Consider the following 19619-nt stretch of genomic DNA (forward strand, 5'->3'; position numbering starts at 1 on the left):
GGGGGAGGGCACGGCGACGGCGGCCTCCGGCCCTCCCCCGAGGGGGTCGGAGACCGCCGCGTTCACATGGACCGATACGCCCACCCTGCGGGCGTACGTCCGCGAGCGGTACCTCGGAAGTCTCAGGGTCACTTCTTCTCCGCGGGCGTGTACTCCTTGAGGTAGTGAGCGACGCGGGCGGCGTAGTCGCGGTACTTCGGGGGAACACCGGCCGCGTCGTTCACCTTCTCGTACGACGTCCGGTAGGCGGCCGCGATCAGCACCCGGTGGTCGCCGTCGAGCTTGGGATCGAGCCGCGGCGCGATCCAGCACAGGTATCTGCTCATGGCGGGGATGGACTCGGCGGGGGAGAAGGGCGGCTTCGGGATCGTCTTGGCGGTGACGCCGTCGGACCGGATCCACCAGCGCAGCACCCGCGGGGTCCAACGGGCGATGCCGTACTCGTCGTTGGCGGGGTCGGACAGGCCCGGGTCGAAGTCGCTCTCCACCTTCAGCATGGCGGCGAGGAGTGCCGGGGTGACCTCCTCCTGCACACAGTCGTGCGCGGAGTCGACGATCAGCGGCCGGTAGCCGGCCGGTACGCCCTTGTCGGTACGGAGTTCACCGGCGCCGTACGAGGCCTGGACGACCTTCTCGGTGGCCGGGGCACCGCCCTCGCTCCCCTCCGTTCCGCTCCCGCTGTCGCCCGCCCAGGTGGTGATGCCGTACGCGAGCCCCGAGACGGCGACCGTGGCCGCCGCGGCGGCGAGGACCAGCGTCGAGCGGCGTCCTCCGCGCCGGGCGCGCAGCCTCGGCAGGCGGGGCGAGCGGCTGGTGCCGGCCGCCTCCTCCACCCGTCGCAGCAGCGTCTCCGTGGAGATCCGTTCCGTGTGCGTACGGGCCAGACAGTCCCGCACGATCTCCCGCCAGCCGTCCGGGAGTTGGGGGGACAGCCGCAGCTCGTCGGTGCCGCGCGCGTACCGGACCGCCGCGTCCCGGCGGGCCGAGGGGGTGCCGCCCGGCAGCGGGAACGTGTCGGTGAGGACGAGATGGGCGAGGACACCGAAGGCCCAGATGTCGGCCGAGGGCCTGATCTGGCGACCGCGCTCGCCGATCTCCGACCAGAGGAGTTCGGGCGGGGTGTAGTCGGGGGTGGAGAAGGCGGGCGTGTAGGCGTGGGTGCCCTCCAGCTCGGCGGCCATGTTGAAGTCGGCGAGCCGGGCCGAACCGTCCTTCATCAGCAGCACGTTGGCGGGCTTGAGGTCGCCGTGGACCCAGCCGGCGCTGTGCAGCTGGGCCAGTCCCTCGCAGGTCTGCGCGAGCAGCGCGGGGCCCTGCGGCGGGTGCGGGGAGCGGTCCAGCAGGGTGGCCATGGAGCCCTCGGCCCGTTCCAGTACGAGGACTGTGGCGCCGTCGAGTTCGGGGTGGTCCGGGTCGTCGACGGTGAGGGTCTCGTACATCCGGATGAGCCGCGGGCGCGTGAGTCTTCGGTGCAACTCGACCTCGCGCTCGGCGAGTTCACGCAGATGCGTCAGCTGACGGGGCGTACCCGTGCCGGTGGGCAGGAACTTCAGCGCGGCCGACTTCGGCAGGCCCTCGCGCGGCTGGGCGCACCGGGCCTCGTAGACGCTGCCGAACGCGCCCGTGGCGATCGGGTCCCGCACCTCCCAGGACCCCACCCGGTACCCCTTGGGCACCGAGACCGCGTACGCCTCGGTCACCGCGCCGACCGGCTCGCCGGCCCCGTCAGGACGAGCAGATCGTCCTCCCGTACGAGATCGAAACGCAGGGCGAGGGAGACCAGGGACTCCTTCTTGCCGTTGAGGCGCGGGCCCGTGTCCGCCGTGTCGGGGCCCGGCTTGAGGCGCAGTTTCACGGCGAGGTAGTCGATGTTCCACTGGACCGAGGTGCGGGACGCGGCGGGCCAGTGGGGGCGCAGCCGCTCCACGACCTGGTCGACCGTGGGCAGCGGGGCGTGCGGTTCGCCGCGCAGCCGGGGCTCGCAGAGGGCGGCCAGGACCGCGAAGTACCGCTTGGTGCGGTCGACGGAGAACGCGGGCGTGGTCGTCGCCCCGTCCAGGCCCTCGGGGGAGCGCAGATAGTCGTGGCGGGGTGCCCACACCTCGATGGGCAGCAGGTCGCCCGCCGCCGGGAGCACGATCCGGGAGAACTCGAAGGGGACCGGCGCGTCCAGCCTGCCGGGTCCGACCTTGATGTGCTCGCCCGCGCCCTCCGGGTTCTCCACCACGTACGTCTGGTGGGCCGAGAGGTTGCTCAGTACCCAGAACGCGCCCTGCGCGGTGATCTCCCCGGCCTTCCGGGAGACGCCTTCGTGTGCGATTGCAAGCCCGTTGCCGTTCGCGGAACGGCCGAAGGGCAGCCGCTCACCGGGCGCGAGCCGGATCTGGGGCCTGGTGCGTTTCGCGCCGTGCGTCGCGACACGCGTCCCGCTGTTCGTGCCGCCGTACGTGCCACTGTGCGCGTCGCCGTACGTGCTGCCGTACGCGTTGCCGTATGTGCCGTTGTGTTCGTCCTCCGTGGTCGGCGGAGGTACCACGATGATGCTGTACAAGGCCGTTCTCCCCGTCCCGCTCCCCGTTCCCAGTCCCGTACGCGGTTACCGGATCAGGGTATGGGGACGCGGCAGGGCCGTGTCCCCCCTCAGCGGGGTGAAACACGGCCCTTGGCGTGAATGGCGTGAACGTGCCGTTCCGGAGCCGGAGCCCGGGGGCTCCGGGGTGGGTGCCGCGGAGGCTCCGAGGTCAGTACCGCGGGCGGTTGAACCACGCCGAGGCGGCGCCGTTCACCATCGAGGCGAGGATGATGCCGGCGATGGCGAGGGAGATGAGCCCGCCGAAGGTGCCGGAACCGCCCCCACCCTGCACGGTGTTGACGAGGCCGCCGAGGATCATCAGCGACGCGTACACGATCGTCGTGATGCGGATCCCGCTGCCGCCGTTCTTGAACTTGACGCCGAGGAAGATGGACAGGGCGCCCAGGCCCACCAGCAACGCGGCGACGAAGAAGCCCAGACCGGCGAGGGTGTCGGTGTCGTCACCGCTGCCCACGCCGTTCGACACGTCCTGGACGGCGCCGACGGCGATGCCCGCGATGATGCCGAACAGGATCTGGAGGCCGGCCAGGATGAACAGCAGGACACGCGCGGTCTTCATCAGACCGGGCATCTCCATGGGCATGTGGTTGCCGCCCGGGTAACCGGGATAAGCGGGCTGCTGCGGGTAGCCGTAGCCGGGCTGCTGCGGCGGGGCGCCCTGCGGGTAGCCGTAACCGGGCTGGCCCTGCGGAGGATAGCCGGGCTGGCCCTGGGGAGGCTGGGGCGGGTATCCGGGCTGCTGGCCCTGCGGCGGACCGTATGGGTTGTTCGGGTCGCCAAAACTCATGGCGCTTTCCTCCGTCGTTGCGTAAGTGCGGGGACGACGCGGCACATTTCGGAGGAAAGTTCTACAGATGCGGTTCGTCCCCCCGGTACTGTCCGCGGCACTGTGCCGCTCATCGTCCTTAACACGTCGCTTATTTGTCCAGCCGGATACCGCGTGTGTTGTGCAAGTGCAACATCGCCGATCATGGCCGCGGGCCGGACTGTGACCGGACGGCGACCGGACGGTGACCGGGCGGAGCGTGCCGGGGAGGTCCGCCGGGGAGGCCGGAAGTGGCCGTGGAGGGCCGGATTGGAACCAGGGCCCGGTCATCCGCGAGGATGGGGACATGACCGCCCAGATTCTCGATGGCAAGGCCACCGCAGCCGCGATCAAGTCCGATCTGACCGTCCGCGTGGCGGCCCTGAGGGAGAAGGGCATCACGCCCGGCCTCGGAACCGTCCTGGTGGGCGACGACCCCGGCAGCCAGAAGTACGTCGCGGGCAAGCACCGCGACTGCGCCCAGGTCGGTATCGCCTCCATTCAGCGGGAACTGCCCGCGACCGCCACCCAGGAGGAGATCGAGGCGGTCGTCCGCGAGCTCAACGAGGACCCGGAGTGCACCGGTTACATCGTCCAGCTGCCGCTCCCCAAGGGCATCGACGAGAACCGCATCCTGGAACTGATGGACCCGGACAAGGACGCGGACGGGCTCCACCCGATGAACCTCGGCCGCCTCGTCCTGAACGAGCCGGCCCCGCTGCCCTGCACCCCGAACGGTGTTCTGACCCTCCTGCGCCAGTACGGCGTGGAGATCAAGGGCGCCGAGGTCGTGGTCGTCGGCCGTGGCGTGACGATCGGCCGTCCGATGCCGCTGCTGCTCACCCGCCGCTCCGAGAACGCGACGGTGACGCAGTGCCACACCGGCACCCGCGACCTCGCCTCGCACCTGCGGCGGGCCGACATCATCGTCGCCGCGGCGGGCTCCGCGCACCTGATCCGGCCCGAGGACGTGAAGTCCGGGGCCGCCGTCCTGGACGTCGGTGTCTCCCGCAGCGCCGAGGGCAAGATCGTGGGCGACGTCCACCCCGGCGTCGCCGAGGTCGCCGCCTGGATCTCCCCGAACCCCGGCGGAGTGGGCCCGATGACCCGCGCCCAGCTCCTCGTCAACGTGGTCGAGGCGGCGGAACGCAGTGCCGTCTGACCGGGCCGCCACGGGGCGGGACACCGAGACGGACACGGCGGTGAGCGCGGACACGTCCGCGAAGGGGCATGCCTCGACGAAGGCGGGTGCCTCGGCGAAGGCCGACGGTGCGGGCCAGGGGGCAGAGGGCACAGAGGGCACCCCGGACGTTCAGGACACCGGGTCGCACGGGACGTCCGCCGCTGCCGGGGTATCCGTACCGGAACAGGAGCCGACTGGCGCCGAGCCGGAGACCGGACAGGCACCGGACGCGCAGCCGGACGGCACCGAGCCGAGTGGCGCCGAGTCGAGTGGCGCAGAGTCGCCCGGCGCCGAGCCGCACCCGGCGCACGCCGACGAGAGGGACTCCGGCGAGGCGGACTCCGACGGCGCCCCGGCCGAGGACGCCGAAGCCGGTGTCGACGCGGCCCACGAGGACGAGCCCACCGCCCGGGACGCGGTCAGTGCGCCCGGCCCCGACGGCCGGCCCCGGAGGACCACGCGCCGGTTCCCGCTGTTCACGCGGGACACCGCGCGGCCCGAGGGCGGTGGCAGGGCGGCTCCCCGAGACGCGCCCGCTCCCGCGCGGCAGTGGCCGATCCTCGCGGTCATCGGCACCGTCGGACTCGGTCTGCTGCTGACCGCGCTCGACCTCTTCAAGGTCGGCACCCTGCTGATCGGGGTCGCGCTGCTCGCGGGCGGTGTCATGCGCTGGATGCTGCCCGACGTGGGCATGCTCGCCGTCCGCTCCAGGTTCACGGACCTCGTCACGTACGGCGTCCTGGGCGTGACGATCGTGCTGCTCGCGATGATGGCGCAGCCCAACCCGTTGCTGGAGATCCCGTTCCTGGACGACACGCTGCACTTCACGATCAGGACCTAGCGCTAGCGAGCGCGGCGCCCGTACGACAAAAGCCCGTCCCCTCTTGCCGAGGAGGCGGGCTTCTTCGTGGACGGGAGCGGCGCCCGTCCACTCCCCCGAGCGAGGACGGGCGCCGCCTGGACTCCAGAGTCATGGACGTGCCAACGGCGGTTCAATGCCTGTCAGTCCCCTGTGGCACGGAGGTGACGGTTCCGGTACCTCCCACCCGTCAGGGCCCCGCAGGGCGGCCGACGTGTGCCGTCGAAAACCGTCGTGGGGCCGTCGTGTGGCGTGCGTCCCGCGACGCGTCCCGTGGGAACCAAACCGCCGTCGGTGCCGTCACCCGGTGATAGCGGGGGACATACGAGGGAGACGGCGAGGGGGCGAGGAGAGGGATGAGTGCCTGGCAGCCACTGCCTGCGGATCTTCCGCCGGAGGTGGGGCATTTCGTGGAGCAGCTGCGGCTGCTCAAGGACCGTACGGGGCTCAGCCTGGTCGCCCTGGGCGAGCGCACGGCGTACAGCAAGTCCTCCTGGCACCGCTATCTCAACGCGACGCAGCCCCCGCCCCGGCAGGCGGTCGTCGCCCTGTGCCGGGTCACGGGAACGGACGCCGAACGCTTCTGCGTGCGCTGGGAACTGGCGGTGCGGGCGTGGCCGCGAACGGTGGCTCCGGCGGCGGTGCCTGCGGCGGCCCGGGCAGGCGTGACCGGGGGCGCGGGCATGAGCGCGGGCGCGAACCGGGCGGCGGACGACGGCGGATACGAGGACGACCCCACGGTCCCGTGGTGGGACCTGCTCGCCGAGACACCGGAACCCGAGCCGGAATCGGACCCCGTCCCCGCCCGGCACTCCTGGGCCGCCTCGCACCGACTGCTGCTCTACGCCCTGGTGCTCGTCCTCGTCCTCCTGCTGACCGCGGTGATCGGCGCCGTCACCCTGGCGTGATCACACGTCGGAGTGACGGCCCGAGGGCTCGGGACACAAGGCCTCGGCAGCACCGGTCGCCCACCGCGACCTTCCCCTGCGTACCGATCTTGACGTAGTACTTCCCGCTCAGCCGCTCGAACGTGACGTCCCGCTGGTAGCCGCCGTACGTAACCTTGCCGCCCCGTTACGAGCCGTCGGGGACGTCGTCTGTGTGGCTGAAAGTCTCCTTTCCGACGGTGCCGTCGACGTCCCGGTTTCTCCTCCACTTCCTCCTCCGCTTCCTCGCGCACCTGCCCCCACGTCGTGGCCGACTGCGTCCGCCGTCCGAGGACGCCGTCGGTGTCGTACTCCGCGAAGGGGTGTTTCACGCCGTTCTCGTCCCTCGGTCTGGCGCCGTGACCCAGTTGTTGTAATAGCCGCCGGTGTCGTCCATGACCTGCGGAGAGTCGGCGGATCCGTACGCGGGCGACGTGAGCCGGCCCTCACTCCGAGCGCGGGTTCAGTGTTCGTCGGCACGGTGACCGCGATGAGCGGTCGACGATTCGACCTGCCCATCGTGTGCGTGTGATCCCCCTGGGACCACGAGTGACGCACGAGGTCGCGCATGTGTTCCCCACGTGTCGATGTGTTGACAAGTTCGAGGATTTACGCTGATCGCCACCGACACCAGGGATAACGTGGGCAATCGGGACGCTCCGGGACGTCCCGTGCGCTGACCAGGCGATCCCGTCGGCCGAGAGGGAAGTCGGTGGGACACTGGACCGCAGACCAACGGGCGTGCAACGGTGCATGCCCACAGGCCCGAATGCTCCCGTGCGCCCCCATCCCGGGAACTGAGATCCTTACTGTGCGCATCCCTGTGGGTAGCCAGAACGAGGACTCGGCAGAGGGCTTCACGCGCGGGAAAAGCCAGCATGTACGGGGGGAAAGAGGGGGGTAGCAATGCCTCGTTGGAGGGCCTTGCCGGATGAACTCGATCCGCAGGTCAGGGAGTTCGCCAGCCAGCTGCGCCGGTTGGTCGACCGCGGTGGGCTGAGTGTCGCCGCCGTGGCCGACCGCACCGGGTACAGCAAGACGTCCTGGGAGCGGTATCTGAACGGCCGACTGCTCGCGCCGAAGGGCGCGATCGTGGCTTTGGCCGAGGTGACCGGGACCAATCCCGTCCATCTGACGACGATGTGGGAGCTTGCCGAGAGGGCCTGGAGCCGCTCGGAGATGCGCCACGACATGACCATGGAAGCGATCCGGATCTCCCAGGCGCGTGCCGCGCTCGGCGAGTTCGGGTCGACTCCGGCCAAGGGGGGACGGAACGGGAAGCAGGCGCGCGCCGGGGGTAGCGCGACAGCAGCGCCCACGCCGGGTATCGCGGGACCTGCGGGGGTGGCGCCCACGGTGCCGCCGCAGACTCCTGTGCAGGGGGAGGAGCGGCGGACGCCGCGCGGCGCCGGGGCCGGCAACGGCTCGGGCGGGGCCTCGGGTTCGCGCGGTGGCGGCTGGGGAGCCGTCGCCACGCCTTCGGGGGCGTCCGGGTCGTCCGGAGCGTCCGGGGGGTACGGATACCCCGGGGGTCTGGGTGCGTCGAGTGCCGGCGCGTCCGGCTCCGCCGGTGTGGCCGGTGCGTCCGGGGCGTCGGGCCTCGGCCCGTCGGGTTCCTTCGGGCCGTCCGGTATGGCCGGTCCCGCGGGTGCTGCCGGTTCGGCCGGGGGGCCGCCTCAGGACGCGCGTCCGGGTTCGGGCGGTTCGCCCGACGGGAAGCGGGGGAAGCGGCGGCTCACGATGTTCCTCGCGGGGGTCGTGGGAGCGCTCGTGGTGATAGCCGCGGCCGTGTTCCTCACGGACGGCGGGGGCGACGACACGGCTGGGAGCGACACCACGCCGACGCCGACACCGACCGTCAGCAAGGAGCTGCCGGCCGGTGTCGAGTGCTTCGGCGCGGACTGCGCGGGCAAGGACCCGGAGAACATGGGCTGCGGCGGGACGCTCGCGACGACGGTCGAGAAGGCCGTCGTGGGCACCGCCCAGGTCGAGGTCCGTTACAGCGAGACGTGCGGGGCAGCGTGGGCCCGCATCACCGCTGCCGGGCCCGGCGACGAGGTCCGGATCACGGCGGGCAAGGCAGCCGCCCAGACCGCCGAGGTCGACACGGACACCGACGCCTACACCCCCATGGTCGCCGTGAAGAACGCCACCGCGGCCAAGGCCTGCGCCACCCTGCAGACCTCGGGCGAGGAGGGCTGCACGAAGTAGCTCCACCGAGGCTCACGCTGAACGAGCTTCAACCGGGTGCCCGCCTCACGAGAGGCGGGCACCTGCTTTTTCGGTGGTCCGGGAGGCCATGCCCTTCCAGGGCCGCAGACCCCCTGTCTCCAGGGGCGCGGGGAACTGCGCGACCAGCCCAACCGGCCCCGCACACACCCACAGCCCCAAGCCCACCCAGGCCCGCCGAACCCCACCCGCAACAATTCCCCGTACAAGAGGAATGTCCTCCCTCCGCCGGGGCAGGCGAACCGTACCCCCACGGGAGTCCGGCGCCGTCCGGGAGATTCCCCCCTCCCGGACAACTGGCACCCCCACCAAGGCGGCCGTCGTCCTTCTCTCCCGGAACGACGGCCGCCTTCCCGTGTCCCGCGACCCCGCCGAGCGCCCTGTGGGGTGGGCCACATCGGCCCCGGCCGTCCGGGATCCCGGATGCGCGATAGCCTGACCGCTGGATCTCTCTTGACGCCAAGAGATCGATCATCGACACAGGTGATCGATCATCCCGGCGGCAGGGCAGGGGATCCCGTACCCCGGGGCAGGGACGCCCCACCGTCGTCAGCTGTCATACGGAGAACGCCATGACCCGCACTCCCGTGAACGTCACCGTCACCGGCGCGGCCGGCCAGATCGGTTACGCCCTGCTCTTCCGCATCGCCTCCGGCCAGCTGCTCGGCGCGGACGTGCCGGTCAAGCTGCGTCTCCTGGAGATCACGCCGGCGCTGAAGGCCGCCGAGGGCACCGCCATGGAGCTCGACGACTGCGCCTTCCCGCTCCTCCAGGGCATCGACATCACGGACGACCCGAACGTCGCCTTCGACGGCACGAACGTCGGTCTCCTCGTCGGCGCCCGCCCCCGCACCAAGGGCATGGAGCGCGGCGACCTGCTCTCGGCCAACGGCGGCATCTTCAAGCCCCAGGGCAAGGCCATCAACGACAACGCCGCGGACGACGTCAAGATCCTCGTCGTCGGCAACCCGGCCAACACCAACGCCCTCATCGCCCAGGCCGCCGCCCCGGACGTACCGGCGGAGCGCTTCACCGCGATGACGCGCCTGGACCACAACCGCGCGCTCACGCAGCTCGCGAAGAAGACGGGTTCGACGGTCGCGGACATCAAGCGCCTCACCATCTGGGGCAACCACTCCGCCACCCAGTACCCCGACATCTTCCAGGCCACGATCGCCGGCAAGAACGCCGCCGAGACCGTGAACGACGAGAAGTGGCTGGCCGAGGAGTTCATCCCGACCGTCGCCAAGCGCGGTGCCGCCATCATCGAGGCCCGCGGCGCCTCCTCGGCCGCCTCGGCCGCGAACGCCGCGATCGACCACGTGTACACGTGGGTCAACGGCACGGCGGACGGCGACTGGACCTCGATGGGCATCCCGTCCGACGGTTCGTACGGCGTCCCGGAGGGTCTCATCTCCTCCTTCCCCGTCACCACGAAGGACGGCTCGTACGAGATCGTCCAGGGCCTCGACATCAACGAGTTCTCCCGCGCCCGCATCGACGCGTCGGTGAAGGAGCTGGAGGAGGAGCGCGAGGCGGTCCGCGCCCTCGGCCTCATCTGAGCCGTACCGCACGTCGACCTGAAGGCCGAGCCCCAGGCTTGACCTCAAGCTCGAAGCCCCAAGCCTGAAGCCGCCCCCGGGAGTCCCCGGGGGCGGCTTTTCGCGCACCGCACGTCACCGCGCACCGTGCACCGCTCACCGTTCACCGTTCACCGTTCACCGAGCGGCCGTCCGTCCAGTACCTGCTCCCCCCTGTGCAGCAGGTCCCGGACAGCGCGGCGTACGAGCCCGGCTCCGGCTCAGGCGGTGTCGATCCAGTGGTTCGTGATGGTGGGGCCGCCGGAGCAGCGCAGGCTGGTCGGCGTGGTGACCCTCTTCCAGGCGGACCACTTGTAGTCGCCGTCGGAACACCGGATGCCGAGCCGCCAACTGCCGCCGCCCGCCATGCTGTTGCAGGCACCCCGGGCGAAGGTCGGGCTGGTCTGCTCGCTCCAGCAGGCGCTGGGCGCGGCGCTTGCCGGTGCGCTCATGACTCCCAGGGCGAGCGCGGTTCCGAGTCCGGCACTCGCCAGGGCATGACGAAGACGCATGAGTAACTCCTCAGGGATTCCTCAGGGATGGGGCCCGAGCAGTGGACCTGCCGGGCAGGAAAGAGCTTGCTGGGGCGGGTCGGGCGGGGACAACAGCGTCGGGCCGTCCCGGACAGTTCCGTGCTGTCCGGGCTGGTCAGCGACGTGTCCGGGTTTCCGCGAGCGCTCGTGCGGCCGGTGCGAGGGGGCCTGAAAGGGCCTTTGCCGTGTGACGTGCCTCCGACAAAGATGTCTGGCATGGGCGACCACGGGCACTCAGCGCCGCAGCAGCCGTCACAGCAGACGCCTCCCGACACGCCTCCTGACACACCTGGGCCGACGCCTCAAGGGACGCGGAACGCCGCTGAGTTCGCCGCCCGACTGCGACGGCTCAAGGACCGGTCGGGGCTTTCCTACCGGCAGTTGGAGGAGCGGGCCGCCGAGCGGGGCGAGGTGCTGCCGCGCAGCACCCTGGCCGACGTACTGCGCCATGACGCCCTGCCGCGCCCGGAGATGCTGACGGCGTTCCTCAACGCCTGCGGGGCGGGAGCCGAGACGGAGGCGTGGCTGACGGCGCGGAACCGGATCGCCGAGACGGAGCCGTCCGTGACCCGCCCGGACGAGGGCCAGAGCCCGAACCAGAACCAGAACCAAGCCGAGGACCAGGAACACGAGCAGGCGCACGAGTACGAGCAAGAGCGGGCCCACGCACACGTGCAGCCGCCAGGAGGCCCGGACGCGTCAGCCCCCGGCCCCGAGGCCGGCCCATCACCCCGCCACCGCCGACTGCGTACCCTGATCAGCTCGCGCAGGCGATTATCCGGTGCTGTGCTGGCCCTGCTGGTCCTGGCCGGCGGCGGCTACCTCGCGTCGGCGGCGAGTGACGACGGGGCGGACGGCGACGGAGCCTCGCCCGTCCCGGGCACCTACCAGATCCGCTCCCTCACCTCCTCCCTCTGCATCTCCGAACGGGACGGCGAAGAGACGGGCAGCGTCTACCAGTTCGACTGCGCCCGCGGCCTCCTGGCCTACGCCCTGGAGGACCAGGGGGACGGGGTCTACCGGATCCGCTCGCTCCACCCGGTCTTCGGCTACGGCTGCCTGGGCGTGACCGGCGGCAGCACCCGGGGCGGCGCGCGGCTGGCCGACGACTACTGCGGCCACCGAGGCAACGCCGAACGCTTCCGTCTGAAGGCGGTCGGAGCAGACGGGGCACAAGGGTCACGCGGGCCGCGCGGATACCGCATCATGCCCCTGCACACCGGCTCCTGCGTCTCGGTGCCCGGCGGTTCCAAGAAGAGCTGGGCCCCGGTGCTCCAACTGCCCTGCGGCAAGGACGAGTCGGGCCAGACGTTCCGCTTCGACCCTGTCCCCTCCCCGAGCGCGGTGCCCTCGATCAGCAGCAAGGACGGCTGACGGGCAACGAACGCCGGGCGACCTGCGACGGGCGCTGGTCCGTACGTCAGCCGGGCGGGACCAGCACCTTCTCGAACCAGTAGCTGGCGTGCGCGTTCGCGTCGTACGCCGGGATCTCGACGTACCCGCTCGTGCGGTACATCGCGGCGGCCTCCTTGAGGACCTCGTGCGTGTCGAGGCGTACGACGTGATGCCCGCGCCCGGCCGCCGCTCGTTCCAGTGCGGTCAACAGCCGTCGCCCGAGGCCGAGTCCGCGGGCGTCGGGGTGCACCCAGAGGTGCCGGATCTCGGCCGTGCCGGCATCGAGCGCGCACAGCGCCCCGCAGCCGACGGCACGCTCCTCCTCGTACGCGACGAGGAGGACGGCGATCTGCTCCGGCGGTACGAGGTCCGCGGTGGCGTATCCCTCGGGGAACCGCTCGTCGAGCTCGGCGGCGAAACCGGCCAGGCAGGCGCGGGCGTCGGCCGACCGGGCGTCCACGGCCCTGATGCCGACCCCGGCCAGTCGCAGCAGCCGCTCCGCCACGGTGACGGCCTCCGTGAGCCGCCCCCGCTGCTCCTCGCTCAGCCCGTCGAGCAGGCCCTTTGCGAGTCCGTCGGCGCGCCGGTTCTGCTCCGCCAGCTCCGCCCGCCCGGCCTCCGTGAGCTCCGCGAGGCGCAGCCGGCTGTCCGTCGGGTGCACGCTGACCCGGACGAGCCCCTGGCCCTCCAGCGCGCGCACCATCCGGCTCAAGTACCCGGCGTCCAGGCCGAGTCGGGTCCTCAGCTCCTTCAGTGACGCGCCGGTCCCGATCTCGAACAGCAGGCGCGCCTCGCCGAGCGGACGGTCCTGCCCGAGGTAGTGGTCGTCGAGCACACCGATCCGGCGGGTGAAGTACCGGTTGAAGCGGCGCAGGGTGGTCACGTGCTCCGCGGACACTGACGCTGTCACTGGCTCCATATTTCTTTGACTTTAGTCAAAGGGCTGCCGGGTGTCCATGGAGCGGGCCGAAAATGCCCCTGGTCGCGCCTCGCGTTTCGCGCCACTTAGCCCCATTTCCGGTGATTTTTCAGTGACCCCGCGCACTATCCGTCACTGGTTGTGCATGCAAACCAGGTCGCGGGGCAGGTGCACTCGGCCCGCGAGAGTGACACGCGTGTGACACAGGGGCACGGAACAGGAACGGAAGGCAACACCGAACATGTCGGGACACCAGGCGCAGCAGACGATTCACGTGGGCGGAGAGTGGCGTGCGGCCGCCTCAGGGGCCACGCGCGACATTCTCGACCCGGCGGACGCCAAGACGTTCGCCGTCGTCGCCGAAGGCGGCGTACCGGACACGGACGCCGCCGTCGAGGCCGCCCGGCGCGCCTTCGACCACGGAGAGTGGCCACACACGCCCGTCACCGAGCGGGCCGCGCTCCTGCGCCGCGTCGCCGACCTCCTCGTACGCGACCGCGAATCGCTCGGGCTGCTTGAGAGCCGGGACGCGGGCAAGACCCTGGAGGAGGGGCGCGTCGACATCGACTGTGTCGCCGACGCCTTCCGGTACTTCGCCGATCTCGTCGTCGGAGAGGGCGCCGGACGGGTCGTCGACGCCGGGTCGGACGACATCCACAGCGTCGTCGTGCACGAACCCGTCGGCGTCTGCGCGATGATCACGCCCTGGAACTACCCGTTGCTGCAGGCGAGTTGGAAGGTGGCCCCCGCCCTCGCCGCCGGGAACACGTTCGTCATCAAGCCGAGTGAGATCACTCCGCTGACCACGGTCGCCCTCGTCGAGCTGCTGGTCGAGGCCGGGCTGCCCGAGGGTGTCGCCAACATCGTCACCGGTCCCGGCCACAGCGTCGGCGCCCGGCTCGCCGAGCACCCGGACGTCGACCTCGTGTCGTTCACCGGCGGACTCGTCAGCGGTACGAAGGTCGCGCAGGCCGCCGCCGTCACCGTGAAGAAGGTCGCCCTCGAACTCGGCGGCAAGAACCCCAACGTCGTCTTCGCCGACGCCTGCGCCACGGAGGAAGGGTTCGACACCGCCGTCGACCAGGCCCTCAACGCCGCCTTCATCCACAGCGGGCAGGTGTGCTCCGCCGGTTCCCGGCTCATCATCGAGGAGTCCGTGCGCGAGCGCTTCGTCGCCGAACTGGCGCGGCGGGCCCAGCGGATCCGGCTCGGCCGCGGCACCGAGGACGGCGTCGAGTGCGGACCGCTCGTCTCCGCCGACCAGCGCGAGAAGACCGAGTCGTACGTCGCCGCCGCGCTCGCCGAGGGCGCGGTACTGCGAGCCGGCGGCGCCCGCCCCGAGCCGTCCGCCGAGCGGCCCGCCACCGGTTACTTCTACGAGCCGACCGTCCTCGACCAGTGCCACCGCGACATGCGGGTCGTCCGGGAAGAGGTGTTCGGCCCGGTCCTGACCGTCGAGACCTTCCGTACGGAGGACGAGGCCGTCGCGCTCGCCAACGACACGGAGTACGGGCTCGCGGGCGGCGTCTGGACCGCCGACGCGGGGCGCGCCCGGCGCGTCGCCGGCAGGCTGCGGCACGGCACCGTCTGGATCAACGACTTCCACCCCTACCTCCCGCAGGCGGAGTGGGGCGGCTTCGGCAAGAGCGGTGTGGGACGCGAACTCGGGCCCGCGGGGCTCGCCGAGTACCGCGAGACCAAGCACGTCTACCAGAACCTCGCGCCGAAGCCCGTCCGGTGGTTCGCGGGCTGACCCCCGGCCCCGACCTCCTTCGACCCCCCACCGCACAAGGCACCTTGGAGAGCCACGCCATGCCTGAACACGCCACGCCCCCACCCGCCGCCCCGCCCGAGGAACAGAACACGTACGACTACGTCGTCATAGGCGGCGGCACCGCGGGTTCCGTCATCGCCTCCCGGCTCACCGAGAACCCGGACGTCACCGTCGCCGTCATCGAGGGCGGCCCGAGCGACGTCGGCCGCGACGACGTCCTGACCCTGCGGCGCTGGATGGGCCTGCTCGGCGGGGAGCTGGACTACGACTACCCGACGACCGAGCAGCCGCGCGGCAACTCGCACATCCGGCACAGCCGCGCCCGGGTCCTCGGCGGATGCTCCTCGCACAACACGCTCATCGCGTTCAAGCCGCTGCCGTCCGACTGGGACGAGTGGGAGGCGGCGGGCGCCAAGGGCTGGGGCGCGGTGCCGATGGAGGCGTACTTCCCGAGGCTGCGCAACAACATCGTGCCGGTCGACGAGAAGGACCGGAACGCCATCGCCCGCGACTTCGTGGACGCCGCGCAGTCGGCGCTCGAAGTGCCGCGCGTGGAGGGCTTCAACAAGCAGCCGTTCACCGAGGGCGTCGGCTTCTTCGACCTCGCGTACCACCCGGAGAACAACAAGCGGTCGAGCGCGTCGGTCGCCTACCTGCACCCGTTCATGGACGAACGCCCCAACCTCCACATCCTCCTGGAGACCTGGGCGTACAAGCTGGAGCTGGACGGGACGCGCGCCCGCGGTGTGCACATACGCACCAAGGACGGCGAGGAGGTCCTCGTCCGGGCGCGGAACGAAGTGCTGCTGTGCGCCGGTGCCGTCGACTCGCCGCGGCTGCTCATGCACTCCGGCATCGGGCCGCGCCAGGATCTCGAAGCGCTCGGCATCCCCGTCGTCCACGACCTGCCGGGCGTCGGCGAGAACCTGCTCGACCACCCCGAGTCCGTCATCGTCTGGGAGACGGACGGGCCGATCCCCGAGAACTCCGCGATGGACTCCGACGCGGGCCTGTTCGTGCGGCGCGACCCCGAACACGAGGGTCCGGACCTGATGTTCCACTTCTACCAGGTCCCCTTCACGGACAACCCGGAGCGCATCGGCTACGAACGCCCCGCGCACGGCGTCTCGATGACTCCGAACATCCCCAAGCCGCGCAGCCGCGGCCGCCTCTACCTGACGAGCGCCGACCCGGCCGAGAAGCCCGCCCTCGACTTCCGCTACTTCACGGACGAGGACGACTACGACGGCCGCACGCTCGTCGACGGCATCAAGATCGCCCGCGAGATCGCCAGGTCCGAGCCGCTCGCACACTGGCTCAAGCGCGAGGTCTGCCCGGGACCGGACGTCACGGACGACGAGGAGCTCAGCGCGTACGCCCGGTCGGTGGCGCACACCGTGTACCACCCGGCGGGAACCTGCCGCATGGGCGCGACCGACGACCAACTGGCCGTGGTGGACCCCGAGTTGCGCATCCGTGGCCTCGAAAACATCCGGATCGCCGACGCGTCGGTCTTCCCGACGATGCCCGCCGTGAACCCGATGATCGGGGTGCTCATGGTCGGCGAGAAGTGCGTGGACCTGCTGGGAGGCGGTGCGTGATGAGTAGTAGTAGTACGTCAACCGATGTTCAGGACACGGCTGTTGAGCCCACGGGCGGGAAGCGCGCGGGTGCCGAGCCCGTCTTCGCCGTCGACGGTCTGTGGAAGGTCTTCGGCCCCAAGGCCGACCGCGTCCCCGCCGACCCCGAGCTCGCGGCCCTGACCCCGGCCGAACTCCGGTCCCGTACCGGCTGCACGGCCGCCGTCCGGGACGTGAGCTTCGATGTGCGCAAGGGCGAGGTCTTCGTCGTCATGGGCCTGTCCGGCTCGGGCAAGTCCACCCTCGTACGCTGTCTGACCCGGCTCATCGAGCCGACGGCCGGCTCGATCGTCATCGACGGCGAGGACGTCCGCGCCATGGACAAGACGCGGCTGCGCGAACTGCGCCGCCACCGCGCCGCGATGGTCTTCCAGCACTTCGGCCTCCTGCCGCACCGGACCGTGCTCGACAACGTCGCGTACGGGCTCGAGGTCCAGGGCGTCGGCAGGCGCGAGCGCCGCGAGAAGGCCCAGGAGGTCGTCACCAAGGTCGGCCTCGAAGGCATGGAGCACCGGCGGCCCGGCCAGCTCTCCGGCGGTCAGCAGCAGCGCGTCGGACTGGCGCGGGCGCTGGCGGTGGACCCCGAAGTCCTGCTGTTCGACGAGCCGTTCAGTGCGCTCGACCCGCTGATCCGGCGCGACATGCAGGAGGAGGTCGTCCGGCTCCACCACGAGGAGGGCCGCACGATGGTCTTCATCACCCACGACCTGAACGAGGCCCTGCGCCTGGGTGACCGCATCGCCCTCATGCGCGACGGCCGCGTCGTCCAGCTCGGCACGCCCGAGGAGATCGTGGGCTCGCCCGCCGACGACTACGTACGCGAGTTCGTACGGGACGTGCCGCGCGAGCAGGTCATGACGGTACGGCGGGCCATGCGGGCCGCGTCCGCGCAGGAGGCGGGCGAGGGCCCGGCCCTCGCGCCCCAGGCCACGGTCTCCGAGGCCATCGAGGCGGTCGCGCGCACCGGACAGACCGCCCGCGTGGTCGACCGGGGGCGCTGCCTCGGGGTCGTCGACTCGGACGCGCTGCTGGGAGTGGTGGCGGGGACCGGCGGGCAGTTCGCCGACCCTGACACAGGTTCGGACACCGATGCGGCCACCGGTTCGGAGTCGGGTGCCGGTTCGGCCGAGTCCGTTCGCGACCAGGGCGACGGAACGGCCGAGCCCGCTCGCGAGGGGGTGGCCTGATGGCCACGATCACCGCGACCGCTCCCCGAAGCGGTCTCCCCGGCTTCCTCAAGCACCCCGCCACCGGCAAGCTCCTGCTGCTCGCCGTCGCGGCGGCGGTCCTCGTCCCGCTGGCCAATGCCCGCTGGGCGAGCGGCAGTTGGCCGCACGCCCTCACCGTCGACCTCACCGAACCCCTTGGCAAGGCCAGCGACTGGGTCATCGACAACCGCGACAGCCACCCGCTGTTCCTCTACTTCTTCGGGTACATCTCCAACGCGGTCGTCCTCTCCGTACGCGCCGTCTACCTCGTCCTGCTCGCCGCCGGCTGGGCGGGCGTCACGGCCGCGGCGGCACTGGTCGCCTGGCGGGTCGCGGGGGTGCGGCTGGCGCTCGGCACGGGCGCCGCGTTCCTGGCCTGCGGGCTGCTCGGCATGTGGATCCCCACCATGCAGACGCTCGCGCTCATGGTGGTCGCGGTCCTCGTGTCCGTCGTGCTCGGCGTGCTCCTCGGCCTCGCGGCGGGGCTCTCCGACCGTACGTACCGCGCGCTGCGCCCCGTGCTCGACACCATGCAGGTGTTCCCGGCCTACGCGTACCTCCTGCCGGTCGTCCTCGTCTTCGGCATGGGTGTGCCGGCCGCGGTCCTGGCCACCGTCGTGTACGCGGCCCCGCCGATGGCCCGTCTCACCGCGCTCGGTCTGCGCGGCGCCGACGCCGGGGTGATGGAGGCCGTCGAGTCCCTGGGCACCACGGCCCGGCAGCGGCTCCTCACCGCCCGTATCCCGCTCGCCCGCAAGGAACTGCTCCTCGGCCTCAACCAGACGATCATGATGGCCCTGTCCATGGCCGTCATCGCGTCCGTCATCGGCGCGGCCGGCCTCGGTGACCGCGTCTACCAGGCGCTCGCCTCGGTCGACGTGGGCGCGGCGCTCGCCGCCGGCATCCCGATCGTGCTGCTCGCGGTCGTCCTCGACCGGGTGACGGGAGCGGCGGGAACGGTGACTTCGGCGGGATCCACGGGCGATGGACCCGGCGAACCGAAGTCCCGCTGGACCGGCTGGGCCTACGCGGCCGTCGTGGCCCTCGCCGTCGCGGTCGCCGGACGCCTCACCGGCCGTCTCGACTGGCCCGAGGCCTGGCTCGTGAACATCGCCGAGCCCGTCAACAGGGCTGTCGACTGGATGACGGACCACCTCTACTCCGGCGTCCCCTACGTCGGCGGCACCGCCGACTGGGCGGGCCACTTCACCACCTGGGTCCTGGACCCGATGCGCGACGGCCTGCAGTGGCTGCCCTGGTGGTCGGTCCTGCTGATCGTCGCCGCGCTCGCCTGGCTGATCGGTACCTGGCGCACCGCGCTCACCGCGGTCCTCGCGATGGCCGCGATCGGCGTACTCGGCGTGTGGGGGCCGTCCCTCGACACGCTGTCGCAGGTCCTCGCGGCCGTGGCGGTCACCCTGGTGCTGGGCTTCGCGACCGGCATCGCGGCGGCCAGGAGCGAGCGCTGCGAACGCGTGCTGCGGCCCTTCCTGGACGTCTTCCAGACGATGCCGCAGTTCGTGTACCTCATCCCCGTCGTCGCCCTCTTCGGCGTGGGCCGCGCCCCGGCGGTCGCTGCCGCGGTCGTCTACGCCCTCCCCGCCGTCGTCCGCATCACCACACAGGGCCTGCGCCAGGTCGACCCGGCCGCCATGGAGTCCTCGCGCTCGATGGGCGCCACGGGCTGGCAGCAACTCCGCCAGGTCCAGCTGCCGTTGGCCCGCCCCGCACTGCTGCTCGCGCTCAACCAGGGCGTCGTACTCGTCCTCGCCGTCGTCATCATCGGCGGCCTGGTCGGCGGTGGAGCGCTCGGCTACGACGTCGTGTTCGGCCTCGCCCAGGGCGACTTGGCCACGGGCCTGGTGGCCGGCGCGGCGATCGTCTGCCTCGGCCTGATGCTCGACCGGGTGACCCAGCCGACGGACCGCCGCACGAAGAAGGGAGCCTGAGATGCGTACGCGTATGAGTCGTGCGA

At 71.5% G+C, this 19619-nt stretch carries 14 protein-coding genes and 1 pseudogene; 10 read left to right on the plus strand and 5 right to left on the minus strand.

Going from position 1 to position 19619, the window contains the following annotated elements; all coding sequences use genetic code 11:
• Positions 1–128: 128 nt before the first annotated feature.
• The 3 genes from ACN20J_RS30280 to ACN20J_RS30290 all read right to left on the minus strand — a co-directional run bounded on the left by ACN20J_RS30280 (position 129) and on the right by ACN20J_RS30290 (position 3380).
• Complete coding sequence (locus ACN20J_RS30280) at positions 129–1700, minus strand: serine/threonine protein kinase (protein WP_189837223.1); 1572 nt, start codon at positions 1698–1700, stop codon at positions 129–131.
• Positions 1697–2383 (minus strand): FHA domain-containing protein, encoded by a 687-nt coding sequence (locus ACN20J_RS30285; RefSeq protein WP_189838399.1) that lies wholly within the window; start codon positions 2381–2383, stop codon positions 1697–1699. The genes ACN20J_RS30280 and ACN20J_RS30285 overlap by 4 nt, the downstream gene beginning before the upstream one ends.
• Before the next feature lie 358 nt (positions 2384–2741).
• Positions 2742–3380: a hypothetical protein gene (locus ACN20J_RS30290; protein WP_189837224.1), complete on the minus strand. Its 639-nt coding sequence runs from the start codon at positions 3378–3380 to the stop codon at positions 2742–2744.
• 325 nt (positions 3381–3705) lie between these two features.
• On the opposite strand from ACN20J_RS30290, the gene ACN20J_RS30295 reads away from it, so the two are divergent.
• From ACN20J_RS30295 to ACN20J_RS30315, 5 genes and pseudogenes are all read left to right on the plus strand, one after another.
• The gene (locus ACN20J_RS30295) at positions 3706–4560 is read left to right on the plus strand and encodes a bifunctional methylenetetrahydrofolate dehydrogenase/methenyltetrahydrofolate cyclohydrolase (protein WP_419667243.1); all 855 of its coding nucleotides are present in this window, start codon (positions 3706–3708) and stop codon (positions 4558–4560) included.
• A 424-nt stretch (positions 4561–4984) separates the two neighbouring features.
• Positions 4985–5422: pseudogene (locus ACN20J_RS30300) on the plus strand (DUF3017 domain-containing protein); the annotation flags it as partial.
• Between the two features lie 374 nt (positions 5423–5796).
• Positions 5797–6348, plus strand: coding sequence for a helix-turn-helix domain-containing protein (locus tag ACN20J_RS30305; protein WP_362305189.1), 552 nt, complete (start codon positions 5797–5799; stop codon positions 6346–6348).
• Positions 6349–7272: 924 nt separating this feature from the next.
• Entirely contained in the window at positions 7273–8577 is a 1305-nt protein-coding gene (locus tag ACN20J_RS30310) for a DUF2690 domain-containing protein (protein ID WP_419667244.1), read from the plus strand.
• Positions 8578–9167: 590 nt separating this feature from the next.
• Positions 9168–10157: a malate dehydrogenase gene (locus ACN20J_RS30315; RefSeq protein ID WP_189837229.1), complete on the plus strand. Its 990-nt coding sequence runs from the start codon at positions 9168–9170 to the stop codon at positions 10155–10157.
• A 239-nt stretch (positions 10158–10396) separates the two neighbouring features.
• Here ACN20J_RS30315 and ACN20J_RS30320 read toward each other — a convergent pair whose 3' ends face one another.
• Entirely contained in the window at positions 10397–10687 is a 291-nt protein-coding gene (locus tag ACN20J_RS30320) for a hypothetical protein (protein ID WP_189837230.1), read from the minus strand.
• 237 nt (positions 10688–10924) lie between these two features.
• Here ACN20J_RS30320 and ACN20J_RS30325 point away from each other — a divergent pair, with 237 nt between their 5' ends.
• Positions 10925–12082: a helix-turn-helix domain-containing protein gene (locus ACN20J_RS30325; RefSeq protein ID WP_419667245.1), complete on the plus strand. Its 1158-nt coding sequence runs from the start codon at positions 10925–10927 to the stop codon at positions 12080–12082.
• A gap of 46 nt (positions 12083–12128) precedes the next feature.
• Here ACN20J_RS30325 and ACN20J_RS30330 read toward each other — a convergent pair whose 3' ends face one another.
• Positions 12129–13022 (minus strand): GNAT family N-acetyltransferase, encoded by an 894-nt coding sequence (locus tag ACN20J_RS30330; RefSeq protein ID WP_419667246.1) that lies wholly within the window; start codon positions 13020–13022, stop codon positions 12129–12131.
• Between the two features lie 241 nt (positions 13023–13263).
• On the opposite strand from ACN20J_RS30330, the gene ACN20J_RS30335 reads away from it, so the two are divergent.
• From ACN20J_RS30335 to ACN20J_RS30350, 4 genes are read left to right on the plus strand one after another with little or no spacing between them, the layout of a single operon-like run.
• On the plus strand, positions 13264–14775 hold the full coding sequence (locus ACN20J_RS30335) for an aldehyde dehydrogenase family protein (RefSeq protein ID WP_419667247.1): 1512 nt from the start codon (positions 13264–13266) through the stop codon (positions 14773–14775).
• A 59-nt stretch (positions 14776–14834) separates the two neighbouring features.
• Complete coding sequence (locus ACN20J_RS30340) at positions 14835–16397, plus strand: GMC family oxidoreductase (RefSeq protein WP_419667248.1); 1563 nt, start codon at positions 14835–14837, stop codon at positions 16395–16397.
• Positions 16397–17623 carry a quaternary amine ABC transporter ATP-binding protein gene (locus ACN20J_RS30345; protein WP_364191511.1) on the plus strand — a complete coding sequence of 409 codons (1227 nt, stop codon included), beginning with the start codon at positions 16397–16399 and terminating at the stop codon, positions 17621–17623. Before ACN20J_RS30340 ends, ACN20J_RS30345 begins: the two co-directional genes overlap by 1 nt.
• Positions 17623–19593: an ABC transporter permease gene (locus ACN20J_RS30350; protein WP_419667249.1), complete on the plus strand. Its 1971-nt coding sequence runs from the start codon at positions 17623–17625 to the stop codon at positions 19591–19593. Before ACN20J_RS30345 ends, ACN20J_RS30350 begins: the two co-directional genes overlap by 1 nt.
• The last annotated feature ends 26 nt before the right edge of the window (positions 19594–19619 follow it).

The sequence above is a fragment of the Streptomyces sp. 2-1 genome (assembly GCF_048564895.1).
Taxonomy (GTDB): Bacteria; Actinomycetota; Actinomycetes; order Streptomycetales; family Streptomycetaceae; genus Streptomyces; species Streptomyces phaeochromogenes.

What these genes read in the sequence shown, in the direction of transcription:
- ACN20J_RS30320 (WP_189837230.1), bottom strand. Translation starts at nt 10,687, where the DNA reads ATGCGTCTTCGTCATGCCCTGGCGAGTGCCGGACTCGGAACCGCGCTC.
- ACN20J_RS30295 (WP_419667243.1), top strand. Translation starts at nt 3,706, where the DNA reads ATGACCGCCCAGATTCTCGATGGCAAGGCCACCGCAGCCGCGATCAAG.
- ACN20J_RS30335 (WP_419667247.1), top strand. Translation starts at nt 13,264, where the DNA reads ATGTCGGGACACCAGGCGCAGCAGACGATTCACGTGGGCGGAGAGTGG.
- ACN20J_RS30330 (WP_419667246.1), bottom strand. Translation starts at nt 13,022, where the DNA reads ATGGAGCCAGTGACAGCGTCAGTGTCCGCGGAGCACGTGACCACCCTG.
- ACN20J_RS30345 (WP_364191511.1), top strand. Translation starts at nt 16,397, where the DNA reads ATGAGTAGTAGTAGTACGTCAACCGATGTTCAGGACACGGCTGTTGAG.
- ACN20J_RS30315 (WP_189837229.1), top strand. Translation starts at nt 9,168, where the DNA reads ATGACCCGCACTCCCGTGAACGTCACCGTCACCGGCGCGGCCGGCCAG.
- ACN20J_RS30305 (WP_362305189.1), top strand. Translation starts at nt 5,797, where the DNA reads ATGAGTGCCTGGCAGCCACTGCCTGCGGATCTTCCGCCGGAGGTGGGG.
- ACN20J_RS30350 (WP_419667249.1), top strand. Translation starts at nt 17,623, where the DNA reads ATGGCCACGATCACCGCGACCGCTCCCCGAAGCGGTCTCCCCGGCTTC.
- ACN20J_RS30310 (WP_419667244.1), top strand. Translation starts at nt 7,273, where the DNA reads ATGCCTCGTTGGAGGGCCTTGCCGGATGAACTCGATCCGCAGGTCAGG.
- ACN20J_RS30340 (WP_419667248.1), top strand. Translation starts at nt 14,835, where the DNA reads ATGCCTGAACACGCCACGCCCCCACCCGCCGCCCCGCCCGAGGAACAG.
- ACN20J_RS30325 (WP_419667245.1), top strand. Translation starts at nt 10,925, where the DNA reads ATGGGCGACCACGGGCACTCAGCGCCGCAGCAGCCGTCACAGCAGACG.
- ACN20J_RS30290 (WP_189837224.1), bottom strand. Translation starts at nt 3,380, where the DNA reads ATGAGTTTTGGCGACCCGAACAACCCATACGGTCCGCCGCAGGGCCAG.